This window comes from Pseudomonas sp. IPO3778 (assembly GCF_013386825.1).
In the GTDB taxonomy this organism is placed as follows: Bacteria; Pseudomonadota; Gammaproteobacteria; order Pseudomonadales; family Pseudomonadaceae; genus Aquipseudomonas.
In genome coordinates, this window is the sequence record NZ_JACARC010000044.1 from 62915 (window position 1) to 80276 (window position 17362).

16 protein-coding genes and 1 pseudogene are annotated in these 17362 nt (G+C 57.5%); 11 read left to right on the forward strand and 6 right to left on the reverse strand.

The features are described from left to right. Window positions 1-33: 33 nt before the first annotated feature. The 5 genes and pseudogenes from metG (at window position 34) to HX855_RS23995 (ending at window position 4198) form a co-directional block, all read left to right on the forward strand. Window positions 34-2085 carry a methionine--tRNA ligase gene (gene metG, locus HX855_RS23980; RefSeq protein WP_177084765.1) on the forward strand — a complete coding sequence of 684 codons (2052 nt, stop codon included), beginning with the start codon at window positions 34-36 and terminating at the stop codon, window positions 2083-2085. A 210-nt stretch (window positions 2086-2295) separates the two neighbouring features. Then, window positions 2296-3096 (forward strand): annotated as a pseudogene (rsxB, locus tag HX855_RS23985) (electron transport complex subunit RsxB); the annotation flags it as partial. 10 nt (window positions 3097-3106) lie between these two features. Further along, entirely contained in the window at window positions 3107-3232 is a 126-nt protein-coding gene (locus HX855_RS33480) for a hypothetical protein (RefSeq protein WP_256352974.1), read from the forward strand. Window positions 3233-3266: 34 nt separating this feature from the next. After that, window positions 3267-3905, forward strand: coding sequence for an endonuclease III (nth, locus tag HX855_RS23990; RefSeq protein ID WP_177084761.1), 639 nt, complete (start codon window positions 3267-3269; stop codon window positions 3903-3905). 107 nt (window positions 3906-4012) lie between these two features. Then, the gene (locus HX855_RS23995; RefSeq protein WP_177084759.1) at window positions 4013-4198 is read left to right on the forward strand and encodes a PA3496 family putative envelope integrity protein; all 186 of its coding nucleotides are present in this window, start codon (window positions 4013-4015) and stop codon (window positions 4196-4198) included. Between the two features lie 70 nt (window positions 4199-4268). On the opposite strand, the gene HX855_RS24000 is transcribed toward HX855_RS23995, so the two are convergent. The 3 genes from HX855_RS24000 to HX855_RS24010 all read right to left on the reverse strand — a co-directional run bounded on the left by HX855_RS24000 (window position 4269) and on the right by HX855_RS24010 (window position 7812). Beyond that, on the reverse strand, window positions 4269-4901 hold the full coding sequence (locus tag HX855_RS24000) for a response regulator transcription factor (RefSeq protein WP_003208698.1): 633 nt from the start codon (window positions 4899-4901) through the stop codon (window positions 4269-4271). Window positions 4902-5556: 655 nt separating this feature from the next. After that, complete coding sequence (locus HX855_RS24005; RefSeq protein WP_177084757.1) at window positions 5557-6774, reverse strand: argininosuccinate synthase; 1218 nt, start codon at window positions 6772-6774, stop codon at window positions 5557-5559. 129 nt (window positions 6775-6903) lie between these two features. Beyond that, on the reverse strand, window positions 6904-7812 hold the full coding sequence (locus tag HX855_RS24010; protein ID WP_177084755.1) for an OmpA family protein: 909 nt from the start codon (window positions 7810-7812) through the stop codon (window positions 6904-6906). Window positions 7813-7968: 156 nt separating this feature from the next. Between HX855_RS24010 and pyrC the strand changes: the two genes are divergently transcribed. Together pyrC and rnt are read left to right on the forward strand one after the other, a co-directional pair. After that, a complete protein-coding gene (gene pyrC, locus HX855_RS24015) occupies window positions 7969-9015 on the forward strand; it encodes a dihydroorotase (RefSeq protein ID WP_177084753.1) in 1047 nt (348 codons plus the stop codon). Further along, entirely contained in the window at window positions 9012-9689 is a 678-nt protein-coding gene (rnt, locus tag HX855_RS24020) for a ribonuclease T (RefSeq protein ID WP_076015417.1), read from the forward strand. Before pyrC ends, rnt begins: the two co-directional genes overlap by 4 nt. 65 nt (window positions 9690-9754) lie before the next feature. Here rnt and HX855_RS24025 read toward each other — a convergent pair whose 3' ends face one another. After that, window positions 9755-10357 carry a peroxiredoxin gene (locus HX855_RS24025; RefSeq protein ID WP_003172097.1) on the reverse strand — a complete coding sequence of 201 codons (603 nt, stop codon included), beginning with the start codon at window positions 10355-10357 and terminating at the stop codon, window positions 9755-9757. A gap of 238 nt (window positions 10358-10595) precedes the next feature. Between HX855_RS24025 and HX855_RS24030 the strand changes: the two genes are divergently transcribed. Beyond that, on the forward strand, window positions 10596-10814 hold the full coding sequence (locus tag HX855_RS24030) for a bacterioferritin-associated ferredoxin (RefSeq protein ID WP_003208706.1): 219 nt from the start codon (window positions 10596-10598) through the stop codon (window positions 10812-10814). A gap of 200 nt (window positions 10815-11014) precedes the next feature. Further along, window positions 11015-11485 carry a bacterioferritin gene (bfr, locus tag HX855_RS24035; protein WP_010170157.1) on the forward strand — a complete coding sequence of 157 codons (471 nt, stop codon included), beginning with the start codon at window positions 11015-11017 and terminating at the stop codon, window positions 11483-11485. A 77-nt stretch (window positions 11486-11562) separates the two neighbouring features. Here bfr and grxD read toward each other — a convergent pair whose 3' ends face one another. After that, on the reverse strand, window positions 11563-11901 hold the full coding sequence (gene grxD, locus HX855_RS24040) for a Grx4 family monothiol glutaredoxin (protein ID WP_034118308.1): 339 nt from the start codon (window positions 11899-11901) through the stop codon (window positions 11563-11565). Between the two features lie 99 nt (window positions 11902-12000). Beyond that, window positions 12001-14097 carry a molybdopterin oxidoreductase family protein gene (locus HX855_RS24045; RefSeq protein ID WP_177084751.1) on the reverse strand — a complete coding sequence of 699 codons (2097 nt, stop codon included), beginning with the start codon at window positions 14095-14097 and terminating at the stop codon, window positions 12001-12003. Window positions 14098-14724: 627 nt separating this feature from the next. Between HX855_RS24045 and HX855_RS24050 the strand changes: the two genes are divergently transcribed. Both HX855_RS24050 and HX855_RS24055 read left to right on the forward strand, forming a co-directional pair. Beyond that, on the forward strand, window positions 14725-15546 hold the full coding sequence (locus HX855_RS24050) for a phytanoyl-CoA dioxygenase family protein (RefSeq protein WP_177084749.1): 822 nt from the start codon (window positions 14725-14727) through the stop codon (window positions 15544-15546). Continuing rightward, window positions 15543-16628: an FkbM family methyltransferase gene (locus HX855_RS24055; protein WP_177084747.1), complete on the forward strand. Its 1086-nt coding sequence runs from the start codon at window positions 15543-15545 to the stop codon at window positions 16626-16628. The genes HX855_RS24050 and HX855_RS24055 overlap by 4 nt, the downstream gene beginning before the upstream one ends. Window positions 16629-17362 lie beyond the last annotated feature (734 nt).

A 17362-nucleotide genomic window follows, 5' to 3' on the forward strand; every position in this document is an offset into this window, starting at 1 on the left:
GCCGACCTCCGTTTCATCAAGTAGCCGAGCCCCATGTCCGAGCCACGCAAGATCCTCGTCACCAGCGCCCTGCCCTATGCCAATGGTTCTATCCACCTTGGCCATATGCTTGAGTACATCCAGACCGATATGTGGGTGCGCTTCCAGAAGCATCGCGGCAATCAATGCATTTATGTCTGCGCGGACGACGCCCACGGTTCGGCCATCATGTTGCGCGCCGAGAAGGAAGGCATCACCCCGGAACAACTGATCGCCAATGTTCAGGCTGAACACAGCGCCGACTTTGCCGAGTTCCTGGTGGACTTCGATAACTTCCACTCGACCCACTCCGAAGAAAACCGCGAGCTGTCGAGCCAGATTTACCTGCGTCTCAAAGACGCCGGGCACATCGACACGCGCTCGATCACCCAGTATTTCGACCCGGAAAAGAAAATGTTCCTGGCCGACCGCTTCATCAAGGGCACCTGCCCGAAGTGCGGCACTGAAGACCAGTACGGCGATAACTGCGAAAAATGCGGCGCCACTTATGCACCTACCGACCTGAAGAATCCGAAGTCGGCCATCTCTGGCGCCACCCCGGTGCTCAAGGATTCCCAGCACTTCTTCTTCAAGCTCCCGGATTTCCAGCAGATGCTGCAAACCTGGACCCGCAGCGGCACCCTGCAAGACGCCGTGGCCAACAAGATCGCCGAATGGCTGGACGCCGGCCTGCAGCAGTGGGACATCTCCCGCGATGCGCCGTACTTCGGCTTCGAGATCCCGGGCGAGCCTGGCAAGTACTTCTATGTGTGGCTGGACGCGCCGATCGGCTACATGGCCAGCTTCAAGAACCTGTGCGACCGTACGCCGGAGCTGGACTTCGATGCGTTCTGGAACAAGGATTCCACGGCCGAGCTGTACCACTTCATCGGCAAGGACATCGTCAACTTCCATGCGCTGTTCTGGCCTGCAATGCTTGAAGGCTCGGGCTACCGCAAGCCGACCGGCATTGCGGTTCACGGCTACCTGACGGTCAATGGCCAGAAGATGTCCAAGTCCCGTGGCACCTTTATCAAGGCGCGTACCTACCTGGACCACCTGTCGCCGGAATACCTGCGCTACTACTACGCCTCCAAGCTGGGCCGTGGCGTCGACGACCTGGACCTGAACCTGGAAGACTTCGTGCAGAAGGTCAACTCGGACCTCGTGGGTAAAGTCGTCAACATCGCCAGTCGTTGCGCCGGGTTTATCCACAAGGGCAATGCCGGTGTACTGGTGGCGGAAAACGCCGCACCGGAGCTGACCGACGCGTTCCTGGCCGCCGCGCCAAGCATCGCCGACGCCTATGAAGCCCGCGACTTTGCCCGCGCCATGCGCGAGATCATGGGCCTGGCCGACCGCGCCAACGCCTGGATCGCCGACAAGGCACCGTGGTCGCTGAACAAACAGGAAGGCAAGCAGGCTGAAGTCCAGGCCATCTGCGCCACGGGCGTCAACCTGTTCCGCCAACTGGTGATCTTCCTCAAGCCGGTACTGCCACTGCTGGCGGCCGACGCCGAGGCATTCCTCAACGTGCCGCCGCTGACCTGGAATGACCACACAACCTTGCTCGGCAACCATCAGTTGAACGAGTTCAAGCCGCTGATGACCCGTATCGACCCGGTAAAAGTCCAGGCCATGAGCGACGCATCGAAGGAAGACCTCGAGGCCAGCCAGACCGACACCGGCGAAACGGCCCCGGCGGGCAATGGCGAACTGGCGAAAGATCCGCTGTCGCCGGAAATCGACTTCGACGCCTTTGCCGCGGTTGACCTGCGGGTGGCATTGATCATCAAGGCCGAAGCCGTGGAAGGCGCCGACAAGCTGCTGCGCCTGACCCTGGACATCGGTGACGAGCAACGCAACGTGTTCTCCGGGATCAAGAGCGCCTATCCGGACCCGTCCAAGCTCGATGGTCGCCTGACCATGATGATCGCCAACCTCAAACCACGGAAAATGAAGTTCGGTATCTCCGAAGGCATGGTGATGGCGGCCGGCCCTGGCGGTGAAGAGATCTACCTGTTGAGCCCGGACAGCGGCGCCAAGCCGGGTCAGCGCATCAAGTAACACTGCGAACGGCCCCATGGTCTCGGCCATGGGGTGGTTTCAGCTAGTACCCCCTCCTCGCTTGCCGGATAATCGGATTCTGTTGGCTTAACCCGGCACGACCATGACCGATACACCGCTACTCCTTGTCAACACAGCCTTGATCAGCGACTTCGCGCTGCAGATGCTGCTGACCGTGGCTTTTCCGGGTTCCAACGCAATGATCAAACCATGAGCCTGATTTCACGCATAGACGCCCTGTTGCCGCAAACCCAATGTGGCAAATGTGGGCATCCTGGTTGCAAGCCCTATGCAGAAGGCATTGCCCAAGGCGAGGCGATCAACAAGTGTCCACCGGGCGGCCGGGAAACCATCGCCGGCCTGGCACACCTGTTGAAGGTCCCGGTGCTGGAGCTGGACACATCCCGAGGTGAGGCGCCCGCACAGATCGCATTTATCCGTGAAGCGGAGTGCATCGGCTGTACCAAATGCATCCAGGCCTGCCCGGTGGACGCTATCGTCGGTGCTGCCAAATTGATGCACACGGTGATTGTCGACGAGTGCACGGGTTGCGACCTGTGCGTGGCACCCTGCCCGGTGGACTGCATCGAAATGCGTCCGTTGACCACGGTGGTACCGATTGTCGGCGGCCTGGCCTCCAATGATCATGAGCGCCACGCACGCAGCCTCAAGCGCGATCGGGCCCGCCGACGGTTTGAACAGCGCAACGCGAGGCTGCAACGCGAGGAGGAACGGCAACTTGCCGAACGCCTGGCACGCATCAAGCGCGCCGCCCCGGTAGCTGCGGCCACGGTTAACCCGGTCCAGGCGGCCATTGAGCGGGTTCGTGCACAAAAAGCCGCCGCCCTGGACGCCGCCTTGAAGAAGGCCAAGATCAACCTGGCCATGAGCCGTGCCCAGTTGCACAAATCCCTGAAAGCTTTTGGCCACCCGCCGACCTTTGAACAGCAGTCGCAGTTGATCATTCTGCAACAGCACTTCGAAACAGCAGAGCAGGCGCTTGCAGCACTGGTGGTGGCTGATGCCCGCACCTGAACCCCTTGATCATGAGACGCACGCGATGAAGCATGTACTGCTGGTGACCGCCGCGTTTATCCTGCTGCGGTTATTGCCCGCCGAGCAACACGCCTGGGCCCGTTTTTCATAACCACACTGACTGTCTGCAAGGAACCGCTCGCCCCATGAACGCCGCAAAACGCCTGGAAATTTTCCGCCGGCTTCACGAAGACAACCCGGAACCGAAAACCGAACTGGCCTATTCCTCGCCGTTCGAGTTGCTGATCGCGGTGATTCTCTCGGCCCAGTCCACAGACGTCGGCGTCAACAAGGCCACGGCCAAGTTGTATCCGGTGGCCAATACGCCGGCGGCGATCTACGCCCTGGGAGTTGAGGGGTTGTCCGAGTACATCAAGACCATCGGGCTTTACAACAGCAAGGCGAAGAACGTCATCGAAACCTGCCGACTGCTGGTGGAGTTGCACGGCAGCGAAGTGCCGCAAACACGGGAAGCCCTCGAAGCCCTGCCCGGGGTCGGTCGCAAGACCGCCAACGTGGTGCTCAATACCGCATTTCGCCAATTGACCATGGCGGTGGACACGCACATCTTTCGGGTCAGCAACCGCACCGGCATCGCCCGCGGAAAAAATGTGGTGGAGGTGGAAAAACAACTGATGAAGTTTGTGCCCAAGCCCTATTTGCTGGATTCACACCACTGGCTGATCCTTCATGGACGCTACGTGTGCCAGGCCCGCAAGCCACGCTGTGGCAGTTGCCGCATCGAAGACCTGTGCGAATACAAGGAAAAGACTTCCGACGATTGAGCCATCATTGCTTTTCTCGATGAGTCGATTGAAAAAATCTTTTTTACCGGGCCCGAGATTATCGTTATAAGGAGCGCCAACGGCAGTCTTAGCCTGGAGTTAACCTTATGAGCACTGGCAAAGAACAACTGGATGTAGAAGACGACGTTGTTGGCGGTGAATCCGACGATGAGGCAGCGGAAGCACCGGTAGAGGTGGCCAAGACCAATTTGAGCAAACGCCGCACCATCGACAACCTTCTGGAAGAGCGGCGCTTGCAAAAACAGTTGGCCGATTACGACTTCGACCTCTAATCGACCCAACGACAAACAGAAGCCTCCCTGACGGAGGCTTTTTTCTGACTGCATGCCAGCCTGTGGCTGGCTACACCAACCCGTTGCGCTGGGCCAGTTCGATCAAGTCCACCAGGGAGCGCGCGTTGAGTTTGAGCAGCAAGCGGGTCTTGTAGGTACTCACGGTTTTGTTGCTCAGGAACATACCATCAGCGATCTCCTTGTTGGTCTTGCCGCGGGCCAGTTGCTGCAACACCATCATCTCCCGGCCGGACAGGCGCTCGACCATGTCGGCTTCGCTGGCATTGCCCATTGTGGAACGCACTGAATTGAGCGCCTGGTTGGGGAAGTAGCTGTACCCGCACAGCACCGCCTTGACGGCGCTCAACAGCTCGGTGAGGTCCTGCTGCTTGCATACGTAGCCGGCGGCACCCGCCTGCATGCACCGCATCGAAAAATGCCCAGGGGCCTGGGACGTCAGCACCAGCACCTTGAAGGGATGGGCCTGTTTGGTAGACGACAGTCGGCATATAACTTCCAGGCCATCGAGTTTGGGGATTCCAATATCCAGTATGACAATGTCCGGCATATGCTCCCGTGCAAGTTGCAAGGCATCGACACCGTTATCAGTCTCGGCAACGACCTCATAACTATGACGTTCCATTAGCATACGCACAGCAAGGCGAATGACGGGATGATCATCCACGATCAGCACTTTATTCATGGGTAAGTCCAATTTCGCTGTTCGAATTATTAAGAGCAAACACAATAGCCTAGTCGTTTCCCGCTTGGCATAGCGTTCCCCCCCAAGCAACAGCAAGCAGAGACGCAACCCACAAAGACATCGGATTTAACCTACAAAAAAACGCCATCCAGGAGGTATCCAGCTTTATTGAGGCTTTCAGAACTTTCCGAGCGCAAACATATTTTGAGTGAATTATCCTAGGATTACAGGGGGCAGCGTAAACGCGCCGCACACAAGTTTCAGGAAATGCCCCTTGTGTCCCATCGAAAAGCCGGTGAGACCGAGCTGAAATCCACTTTCTAAAAGTTCCATTCGACATGCTTAACTTCGCTCCATAAATCCTACCGCCATGTCAGCACCTGACATATTCGCCGTACACTTATGTGTGAAATTTCTGTAGTACATAGTTCCTGAGCAAAAGAAAAAAGTCGCTTTCAACATTGCATCACTCATCAACAAAAATTAATAAACATTGCCACCGTAAAAACATAAACATCGCTGCCAGATCCTGAAGCACGCAGAGTTTTTAAGTTAAAGAATAAACATCCCGAGACGCCGAACGACCGTCGTTGTATTTTCAACCCAAAAAAAATGGCCCCTTAAAGGGGCCATTTTTCATTACAACTTAAAACACTCAGAACAACTTGCGACCTTTGTTGGCCGCAATGCGCATGCGCAACGCGTTCAGCTTGATGAAGCCTGCCGCGTCCGCCTGGTTATAGGCGCCGCCATCTTCTTCGAAGGTGGCGATATTGGCATCGAACAACGACTCATCAGACTTGCGACCGGTCACGATCACGTTGCCCTTGTACAGCTTCAGGCGCACAACACCATTCACGTGGGCCTGGGAAGCGTCGATCATCTGCTGCAGCATCAGACGCTCCGGGCTCCACCAGTAGCCGGTGTAGATCAGGCTGGCGTACTTGGGCATCAGCTCGTCTTTGAGGTGAGCCACTTCACGGTCCAGGGTGATGGATTCGATGGCGCGGTGAGCGCGCAGCATGATGGTGCCACCCGGGGTTTCGTAGCAGCCACGGGACTTCATGCCCACGTAACGGTTCTCGACGATGTCGAGGCGGCCGATACCGTGTTCGCCACCCATACGGTTCAGGGTCGCCAATACGGTGGCCGGGGTCATTTCGACGCCGTCCAGCGCGACGATGTCGCCGTTGCGGTAGGTCAGTTCCAGGTACTGGGCCTTGTCAGGAGCGTTCTCCGGGGAGACGGTCCATTTCCACATGTCTTCTTCGTGCTCGGTCCAGGTGTCTTCCAGCACACCGCCTTCATAGGAGATGTGCAGCAAGTTGGCGTCCATCGAGTACGGGGACTTCTTCTTGCCGTGACGCTCGATCGGGATGTTGTGCTTTTCAGCGTAGTCCATCAGCTTTTCACGGGACAGCAGGTCCCATTCACGCCATGGAGCAATCACTTTTACGCCTGGCTTCAAGGCGTAGGCACCCAGTTCGAAACGCACCTGGTCGTTGCCCTTGCCGGTGGCGCCATGGGAAATGGCGTCAGCGCCGGTTTCGTTGGCGATTTCGATCAAGCGCTTGGCGATCAGCGGACGTGCGATGGAAGTACCCAGCAGGTACTCGCCTTCGTAGACGGTGTTGGCGCGAAACATCGGGAAAACGAAATCGCGGACGAACTCTTCGCGCAGGTCGTCAATGTAGATCTCTTTCACGCCCATGGCTTGCGCCTTGGCACGTGCAGGTTCGACCTCTTCGCCCTGACCCAGGTCAGCGGTGAAGGTCACCACTTCACAGTTATAAGTATCCTGCAGCCACTTGAGGATCACCGAAGTGTCCAGGCCGCCGGAATACGCGAGAACGACCTTGTTTACGTCGGCCATGCCATCACTCCACGGGGTTGTACGGAAAGGCGTCGATTCTACCGACCAAAACCGTGAATTTACAGAGGCGCGACAGCAAATGAAGATAAAGCGACAGATTATGTCGAGCGGGCGACGAAACGCCGCACCTTATGAGGTGGCGGCGGCGTTGCCGGGGGCTTTGGCCTGGGGCGCCGGTTTCTCGGGGGCGGCTACCCGTTCGAGTTGAATATTCACCCGACGGTTTTTCGCCCGGTTGGCCGGGTTGGTGTTCGGCGCCAACGGGTAGCTTTCACCATAAAAACGCAGGGTGATCTCGGATTCCTGGATGCCATTGGCCTTGAAGTAGTCCATCACCGCCAGTGCGCGACGCCGGGAAACATCCCGGTTGGTCAGGCGATTGCCGCTGTTGTCGGAGTGGCCGCTCAACTCGATGTGGTTAACCGTGGGGTCGGCTTTCATGAACTCGATAATCACCGACAGTTTCTTCTTGGCCGCCGCGTCCAGTTCGATCCCTCCGCCCGGGAAGCCCACTTCAGTCTGTTTGACCTGCTCGTAGTTCATCGGCAGCAGCTTGGTGGTGCACAACTGATAGTCGTTGTAGGCCTGGCTGAACTTCACCGGCAGCAGGCGAATCTCGGAGTACCCGCCTTCGCGCCCATAGTGCCGCACCGTCGGGCTGCGACCTTCGAGCAAGCCGGTGAACAAGCGCCCGGCCTGGGCCTGGGAGCTGTTAAACAGCACGTCGCCGCTGCCGACGCGCACCGCCCCCAGGTTGATATCACCACGCCCCGGCTGCCAGGGCGCGGCGGCCGCCAGCAAGGTGGCGGAACCGGCGCCCAACGAGCCGTTAAACGCTTTGAGACGAAATGTCGCCTGCTCGCCGGCCCGGCGCACGAACTCGCCCGAGCCGAAATCGGTGATCGGCTGGCTCAAGCGGCACTCGAATTTGTCGCCCTCCACTTTCCACTCAATATTCTCCAGACGTGTCTGGAACGTGAGGGCCATCGCGGGCAGGCTGGCGAACACACTGAGCAGGGCTAGATAATGCTGGCGCACGGGAGGCTCCACTGGTTTCTACAACACATCAAGGCGTCATACATCGTTAAGGCATACCCAGGGATATCGGTCGCATCCTGCAAAACTTGATAGCGAGTGCCTGCAAGAGTCTTTTCCGGTAGCATTCCCACCAGATTGACCCGCCTGGAATCCCCAATGTCCGACCGCCTGACCCTGCTGCGTCCCGACGACTGGCATATTCATCTTCGCGATGGTGCTGCGTTGCCCCAAACCGTGGCCGATGTAGCGCGCACGTTTGGCCGCGCCATCATCATGCCTAACCTGGTACCTCCGGTGCGTAACGCCGCGGAAGCCGACGCCTATCGCCAGCGCATTCTCGCTGCACGACCGGCCGGCAGCCGCTTCGAACCGCTGATGGTGCTATACCTGACCGACCGCACCCAGCCCGAAGAAATTCGCCAGGCCAAAGCCAGCGGTTTCGTCTACGCCGCCAAGCTGTACCCGGCCGGCGCGACCACCAACTCCGATTCCGGCGTGACCAGTATCGACAAGATCCTGCCGGCCATCGAAGCCATGGCCGAAGTGGGCATGCCGTTGCTGATCCACGGCGAGGTTACCCGTGGCGATGTCGATGTGTTCGATCGTGAAAAGGTCTTCATCGACGAGCATATGCGCCGCGTGGTCGAGCTGTTCCCGACCCTCAAGGTGGTGTTCGAACACATCACCACGGCCGATGCCGTGCAGTTCGTCACGGAGGCTTCGGCCAACGTCGGCGCGACCATCACCGCGCATCACCTCTTGTACAACCGCAACCACATGCTGGTGGGCGGGATTCGGCCGCACTTCTATTGCCTGCCGATTCTCAAGCGCAACACTCACCAGGTGGCGCTGCTCGACGCCGCCACCAGTGGCAGCGAGAAGTTTTTCCTCGGCACTGACTCTGCACCCCACGCCCAACACGCCAAGGAAGCCGCGTGCGGTTGTGCCGGTTGCTACACCGCGTATGCGGCGATCGAGTTGTATGCCGAAGCGTTCGAACAACGCAACGCCTTGGACAAGCTTGAAGGTTTCGCCAGCCTCAACGGCCCGCGCTTCTACGGCCTGCCGGCGAATACCGACCGCATTACCCTGGTCCGTGAAGACTGGACCGCCCCCACCAGTCTGCCGTTTGGCGAGCTGACCGTTATCCCGCTGCGCGCCGGTGAAACACTGCGCTGGCGCCTGCTGGAGGAACACCCGTGAGTGAAGACCATTACGACGACGACCAGGAACACGGCGGCGGTGGCGGCGGTTCCCGTCACCCGATGGCCGAGCGTTTCCGTGGCTACCTGCCGGTTGTCATCGACGTAGAAACCGGCGGATTCAATTGCGCCACCGACGCATTGCTGGAAATCGCCGCCACGACCATCGGCATGGATGAGCAGGGTTTCGTGTTCCCGGAACACACCCACTTCTTCCGCGTCGAGCCGTTCGAAGGCGCCAACATCGAAGCGGCCGCCCTGGAGTTCACCGGGATCAAGCTCGATCACCCGCTGCGTATGGCGGTCAGTGAAGAAGCGGCGCTGACCGACATCTTCCGTGGCGTGCGCAAGGCGTTGAAGGCCAATGGCTGCAAACGCGCGATCCTGGTAGGTCACAACAGCAGCTTCGACCTGGGCTTCCTCAACGCAGCCGTCACGCGCCTGGACATGAAACGTAACCCGTTTCACCCGTTCTCGAGCTTCGACACGGCGACCCTGGCCGGCTTGGCCTATGGCCAGACCGTGCTGGCGAAGGCCTGCCAGGCTGCCGGCATCGACTTCGACGGTCGTGAGGCCCACTCGGCCCGCTACGACACCGAGAAGACGGCCGAGCTGTTCTGCGGCATCGTCAACCGTTGGAAACAGATGGGCGGCTGGGAAGACTTCGGCGACTGAAGTTAAACCCCGCGCATAAAAAAACCGGCCCTCTCAGGCCGGTTTTTTTGTGCCGCGAATCTGGCTTACAGCTTGCCAGCGTTCTCGGTCAGGTAAGCCGCAACGCCTTCTGGCGAAGCGTTCATGCCTTTGTCGCCTTTTTTCCAGTTGGCAGGGCAGACTTCGCCGTGCTCTTCGTGGAATTGCAGCGCGTCGACCAGGCGGATCAGCTCTTCCATGTTACGGCCCAGCGGCAGGTCGTTGATGATCTGCGAGCGCACAACGCCCTTGTCGTCGATCAGGAACGCGCCACGGAATGCCACGCCGCCTTCGGACTCAACATCGTAGGCCTTGGCGATGTCGTGCTTCATGTCGGCAGCCATGGTGTATTTGACTTTGCCGATGCCGCCATCATTGATGGCGGTGTTGCGCCAGGCGTTGTGGGTGAAATGGGAGTCGATGGAAACGGCTACCACTTCAACGTTACGTGCCTTGAAGTCGTCCATGCGGTGATCCAGAGCGATCAGCTCCGAAGGGCAGACGAAGGTGAAGTCCAGCGGGTAGAAGAACACCAGGCCGTATTTGCCTTTGATGGCTTCAGACAGTTTGAAGCTGTCTACGATTTCGCCATTGCCGAGGACGGCAGGTACGTCGAAATCCGGGGCTTGTTTGCCGACGAGTACGCTCATTGGGTATCTCCTGATGGTGATGACTGAAGTAAAAGGATCCGCCCCAGTGTGCCGCAGCTAAACGACAGGCCTGTGACGCGATCACGCTTCGTGAAGACCGACCATCATACCGGAAAAAAACCGTTCGTCAGTGAGCCCGCGCGTAAACACCAAAGGCTTGTGAAACTACTTTGACAATCATTCTCGTTAACATTAAGATCCGTCGCACTTAAGCCTTAAACCGCGATGGTTCTCCCTTATGTATGTCTGCCTCTGCACTGGCGTCACCGACGGACAAATCCGCGAAGCAATCTATGAAGGTTGCTGCAGCTACAAGGAAGTACGTGAAACCACCGGCGTTGCCAGCCAATGCGGCAAATGTGCCTGCCTGGCCAAGCAAGTGGTACGGGAAACCCTGACGCAGCTGCAAACTGCCCAGGCTGCGATCCCCTACTCAGCAGAATTTACACACGCTTAATAAGCGTGTTTTAAAGAACCGGACTTAGTGTCCGGTTTTTTTATGCCTGCAATTCAAATAGTTAGCGCCAAGACGCGGAACACAAACATTCTTATTCCGATTAATTTTCATTTATTATTCAATAACTTAGGTTTGACAGCAGTCAATGCGCCGCTCAAACTCCGCCCTATATACAGCGAATACAGGGCAGGACCCCCATCATGAAAGGCGACATTACAGTCATCCAGCAACTCAACAAAATCCTTGCCAATGAACTGGTCGCGATCAATCAGTACTTCCTGCATGCCCGCATGTATGACGATTGGGGCCTGGAAAAGCTCGGCAAGCGTGAATACAAAGAATCCATCAAGGCCATGAAGGACGCTGACGCGCTGATCAAGCGCATCCTGTTCCTGGAAGGCCTGCCGAACGTGCAGGACCTGGGCAAGCTGAACATCGGCGAGCACACCCAGGAAATGATCAACTGCGACCTGAACTTCGAGCGCAAGAGCCACACCGACCTGAAGGCCGCCATTGCGCACTGCGAGACCAAGGGCGACTTCGGCAGCCGCGAGCTGCTGGAAGACATCCTTGAAGATCAGGAAGAGCACATCGACTGGCTGGAAACTCAAATCGGCCTGATCGACAAAGTGACTATCGAGAATTACCTGCAATCGCAGATGGGTGAATAACCCTCAATTCCCGGCCACTAAAAAGCCCCGCTCTCTGTCGAGAAGCGGGGCTTTTTATTGCCGCAGCCTAAAACAAATCAGGCTTCGGTCTTCGCAGCGGCTTTTTCTGCTGCGTCTTTGATCAGTGCCTGCAACGAACCATCAGCCGCCATTTCGGTGATGATGTCGCTGCCGCCGACCAGCTCACCGGCTACCCACAGCTGCGGGAAGGTAGGCCAGTTGGCGTACTTCGGCAGGTTGGCGCGGATTTCCGGGTTCTGCAGGATATCCACGTAGGCGAACTTCTCGCCACATTGCATGATTGCCTGGGAAGCCTTTGCGGAGAAGCCACACTGAGGCGCGTTAGGTGCGCCCTTCATGTAAAGCAGAATAGTGTTGTTGGCAATCTGCTCTTTGATCGTTTCGATGATATCCATGGAACACCTCGGCTGGAACTTTCCGACTCATGGGTCGGCACGGTGGCGCATTGTAACGCAAACCCTAGCGTGACGCTCGGACTCCCCGACAGACAATCCTTACGCCGCCGCCACCTGCACCGGCACGCCGTTCAACGCCGCGTTGCCCGACAGCTCATCCAGTTGCCGCTCATCCGTCAGGTCATTCGCGCTCGCCCCAGGCTGCCCGCTGGCGATGGTCATCTGCACGCCCGGGCGGCCGTGGCCCCAACCGTGGGGCAGGCTGACTACGCCGGGCATCATGTCCAGGCTGGCCAATACTTCCACTTCGATCATGCCGATACGCGAGCTGACCCGCACCCGTTGCCCGTCACTCAACTGACGATGGGCGAGGTCGTCGGGATGCATCAGCAACTGGTGGCGGGGCTTGCCCTTCACCAACCGGTGGTAGTTATGCATCCAGGAATTATTGCTGCGCACGTGCCGGCGGCCGATCAGCAGCAGCTCGTTCACCTCGGGCACTGGCTGCGCCGCAAAGCGCGCCAGGTCGGCGAGGATCACCGGTGGAGCGGCCTGCAAACGGCCATTGGCGGTTTTCATGCGCCCGGCCAGGTTGGGCTTCAGCGGCCCAAGGTCCAGGCCGTGGGGATGATCCGCCAGCGCGGCAATGGACAACCTGTCGCCATAGGGCCCGGCCCGCAGCCCGAAGTCGATCATCTGCGCGGGTGGCATGGTCGGCTTGAGCGCGTTGCCGGTTTTTTCGGCAAACGCCTGGGCGAGACCGACGAAGATTTCCCAGTCGTGCAACGCGCCCTCGGGTTTGGGCAGGATCGCGCGGTTGAAGCGGGTGACGTTGCGCACCGCGAACATGTTGAACGTGGTGTCGTAGTGATCGTTTTCCAGCGCCGAGGTGGACGGCAGGATCAGGTCGGCATAGCGCGTGGTTTCGTTGATGTACAGGTCGACGCTGACCATGAACTCGAGGCCATCCAGCGCCTGCTCCAGTTGCCGGCCATTGGGTGTGGACAGCACCGGATTACCCGCCACCGTCACCAGGGCGCGGATTTGCCCTTCGCCCTCGGTGAGCATTTCTTCAGCCAGTGCTGATACCGGCAACTCGCCAGCGTATTCCGGCCGCCCGGAAACCCGGCTCTGCCAGCGATTGAAATGCCCGCCGGAGGTGGAAGCCACCAGGTCGACCGCCGGCGTGGTGCACAAGGCGCCGCCCACTTGGTCCAGGTTACCGGTGACCAGGTTGATCAACTGCACCAGCCAATGGCACAGGGTGCCGAACGCCTGGGTCGACACGCCCATGCGGCCATAACACACCGCCTTGTCAGCCGCGGCGAAATCCCGCGCCAGTTGGCGGATCTGCTCGGCAGGCACCGCGCATTGACGGCTCATGGCCTCGGCAGTGAATCCGGCCACGGCGTGGCGCACGTCCTCCAGGCCGTCCACCGGCAGGTGACTGTCACGGGTCAGGTTCTCGGCAAACAGTGTATTGAGCAACCCGAACAACAACGCGGCATCGCCGCCCGGGCGCACAAACAGATGCTGGTCCGCCATCGCCGCTGTCTCGCTGCGACGCGGATCAACCACCACCACTTTGCCACCCCGGGCCTGAATGGCCTTCAACCGTTTCTCCACATCCGGCACCGTCATGATGCTGCCGTTGGACGCCAACGGGTTGCCGCCAAGAATCAGCATGAAATCGGTATGGTCGATGTCCGGGATCGGCAGCAACAGGCCGTGGCCGTACATCAGGTGACTGGTGAGGTGGTGGGGCAACTGATCCACCGACGTGGCAGAAAAACGGTTGCGGGTCTTGAGTTGGCCCAGGAAGTAGTTGCTGTGGGTCATCAGGCCATAGTTGTGCACGCTCGGATTGCCCTGGTACACCGCCACCGCGTTCTGCCCATGACGTGCCTGGATGCCCGCAAGGCGCTCGGCTACGAGCGCAAAGGCGTCGTCCCACGGGATTGGTTGCCACTCGCTGCCTACCCGCAACATGGGCTGGTGCAGGCGGTCCGGGTCGTTCTGGATGTCTTGCAGGGCCACGGCCTTCGGGCAGATATGACCACGGCTGAAGGTGTCCAGAGGATCGCCCTTGATCGAGGTGATCGCGAGGCTCCCGTCTTCGCCCTGGGTGGTTTCCAGTGTCAGGCCGCAGATGGCTTCGCACAGATGACAGGCACGGTGGTGGAGAGTCTTGGTCATGGCCAGTCTCTTTATTGTGGGCTGAGCGCTTCGGACAAAAACTATGGCCCGCCCTCGGCAGCAGCGCCAGCAACGTTCGTCGTGTGAATCCAGCGGCATCAGGCCAGGGCATGAGGAAACATCAGGAAACGTTTCAGCGCCCCACCCCCTCGTCGTTTAACTGCCCTAAAAACTGTAGACCTATTGATCATTTACAAGATCGCCAGGGCGATCGGCCTTTGAGTTCGAATTGCCCATAAACGCCGTCGTGGCTTAAACCGAAGAAGCTCCACTAGCGTCGCCTTCAAGGCGATAGGAAATAGGTCCCTTGATGATCCCTCATGACACGGTTTCCAGGCTGGTTTAGGGTCGCATCTTCATCTTGAATATCTTTAACTTAATAGATACTCTCCTCGTCTTAAGCCAGCGAAAGCGAGAGCGAAAAATGGCGTAATACACACCCACAACATGTAGTAACCAAGCGATCTCACAGGGGGTGTGTATTTCGCCTCGCTGCAGGCTGCGTTCAAATAATTGAACGGCTCGGCATTGCCAAGTAACGCTCAGTCTGAAACGGTGCCATTACGCCTTTGGCGGTTCTGTCAGTAGATCTTTGAAATGACCTTAGTCCCCATGGATGGAGCTGCGATGAATGAGCTAGATGATCATGTGATATGCCATGGCATTACTGAACGGTGGTCATGTGAAACCGAAACAGACTTCTGCGTCGAGGAAATCTTAACCAAGGGCTACACCATCCTACGCAGTAGCTTCGACGCTGCGATGATAGCGAAAGTTTCGCAGTACGCGGACTTATCCTATGAGATGCAGTGCGAGAAGCTTGGCGGCGAGCAGAACCTCTTAAAGATCAACGATGCCAATATCGCTCGTGCTCCCTGTGCTGAGTTCGATGAATTCATAGAAATTGCAATGGACCCCAAGATGCACAAAGTCGCAAATGCGCTTCTTGGAAAGAACTTCATTCTGTATTCTCAGAATGCAATTATTAATATACCGTCAACAAATCACTATCAATTTACTTGGCACCGCGACCTTAATTACCAGCACTGGACTTCTTCACGTTGCTTGGCGTTAAGTGCCTTGTTATGCATTGACCCTTTTGACGCAGTGACGGGTGGCACTTATGTACTGCCGGCCACTCATAAGGTTGAGAAATTCCCTTCCGACCGCTATGTGCGCAGAAACCAGACGTGCATACACGCACAACCGGGCGACTGGATTCTATTCGACAGCATGCTATACCACCGCACCGGCAAGAACTCGTCCCACGCCAAGCGTCGCGCTATCAACCATATTCTGGTACCGCCGTTCATGGCACAACAATATGATTTCACGAACATGATCGGCGACAAGCTTACTACGTCCGAAGAGCGAGTTTTTTTCGGGCAGGGACGCGGGGTCGCCTCCACCGCCACTGAATGGCGCCAATCCCGGATAGACCGCCCATGACTAATATCAGCGAAACTATTGACGCCCTCTTCGAACGTTCTTCTCGCGAATTAGCAGACAAGATTGCGTTCTTCGACAGCAACGACTTTTATCTGTATGGCTCCGGCAACATGGGGCGTGCGGTACTCGCCCTATTTCGCAAGGTTGGATGTGAGCCCCGTGGCTTTATCGACGACACACCCGCCAAACAAGGCACGGTGATCGACGGCTTGCCGGTCGTTAGCGCACCTGTGTCTGCCTCTTCGTCTATCGTTGTATGCATCCATAATCCTCACCACAACTATCAAAACACCTTGGACAGGTTTGGCGAAAAAACACTTTCGTTCATGCATATCCCGTGGCTTTTTCCGGAGCTTTCAATCGCTCACGCTGCACATCCGAATAGCTATCGACAATACCGGAACGATATTATCGCAGTGTATGAAGCACTCGCTGACGAAACCTCACGCCGCACGTTTCTGGAACAACTGGCTTTCCGTCTCACGCTCGAATGGAACTTCAGCGAGTTCACCGAACCGCCATACTTTCCGAACGACATCGGCCTTCCATTCGATAGCCCTGTTAACTTTATTGACGCCGGCGCCTATGATGGCGACACAGTGAAGTTGTTCCTCCAGCACTTCCCACGCCCTGGAAAAATAGTTGCTGTTGAAGCAGACCCGACTAATTACGCCAAGCTTAAGGAGTACATGGACGGACTCGACATCGAACAAAGCAGCCATCATGCGGCGATGGACGGGGTGGAAGGCGTCCTGAAATTCGATGCGACCGGCGACATGGCAGCGCGCCTCTCTGAAAAAGGGCAGATCACTGTCAATAGCTACACACTGGAGCACTTCATGAAAGAGGTGGGCGACCCTTGTTATGTGAAGTTTGATGTAGAAGGCGCCGAGTCTTCAATTATTGAGCATTCTCAGGACTTGCTGCGGGACCGCAAACCAATCCTTGCAGTCAGCGTGTACCACCACGCTCCGGACATGATTGAAATCCCCCTGTCACTGCATCGTCTCGGCTACCGCATCACTCTGCGTTACCACGGCATCGACGGTGCCGACTTGGTTCTGTACGGCACAGCGGCTTGAGTTATAGGTTGTGTACAACATCGTTCCACATCTGATATTTATCTCGTTCTTATTCGCTATCCGGTCGGGTACAGGACTGCAAACGCTACGTTAAATCTACCGATACCGCGGTCGGGATGTAGGTTGGCACCTACACCCCAGCTGCCGTTCTACTTCGATACAGGCTGGGTTCGCCAGCTATAAGGGCGAACCATTCGAAGCTTGATCCGCAAGCGCGAGTATTTGCCCAACCCTGTGGCCAGTTTCTGCACGGCCGAATCGAAAACAGCTGTCATCTGCAAATACCAGCACAGTGGGTCTTGGCCGACTCGCAATTTGACCTGAGGCCGCCAAAGATCAACAGCCGGACACCGGAAGAAAACTGCGACCTCTGCCTCCTGAAGGGTGCCAAACTGCTCTAGTGGATCATCATTTGAGACCACCCCAAGGCTGGAGGGTGGGCCCGCATTGAAAGCTCAGAGGTAACTGCACCAAGTTCACAGGCAACGACGCGTCTGATGCCAAACCGGAACGCGGGGCTTATTGCAAACCAGCCGGGTCACAGTGTACAAATGTTGCTCTCGACCTATACGAAGTGGATTAGCTCCACCTCCGACGGGACCGAACCGGGCAAGCTGTAATTTCGTCGTTTGGGCCCATCATTGGCCCAGCCAGATTCCCTATAAATCAAGCACCCTATTGGTAAGACGCGACATTTAATTATAAGATCGCGCCTTCCCCTATTTCGTCGCCCC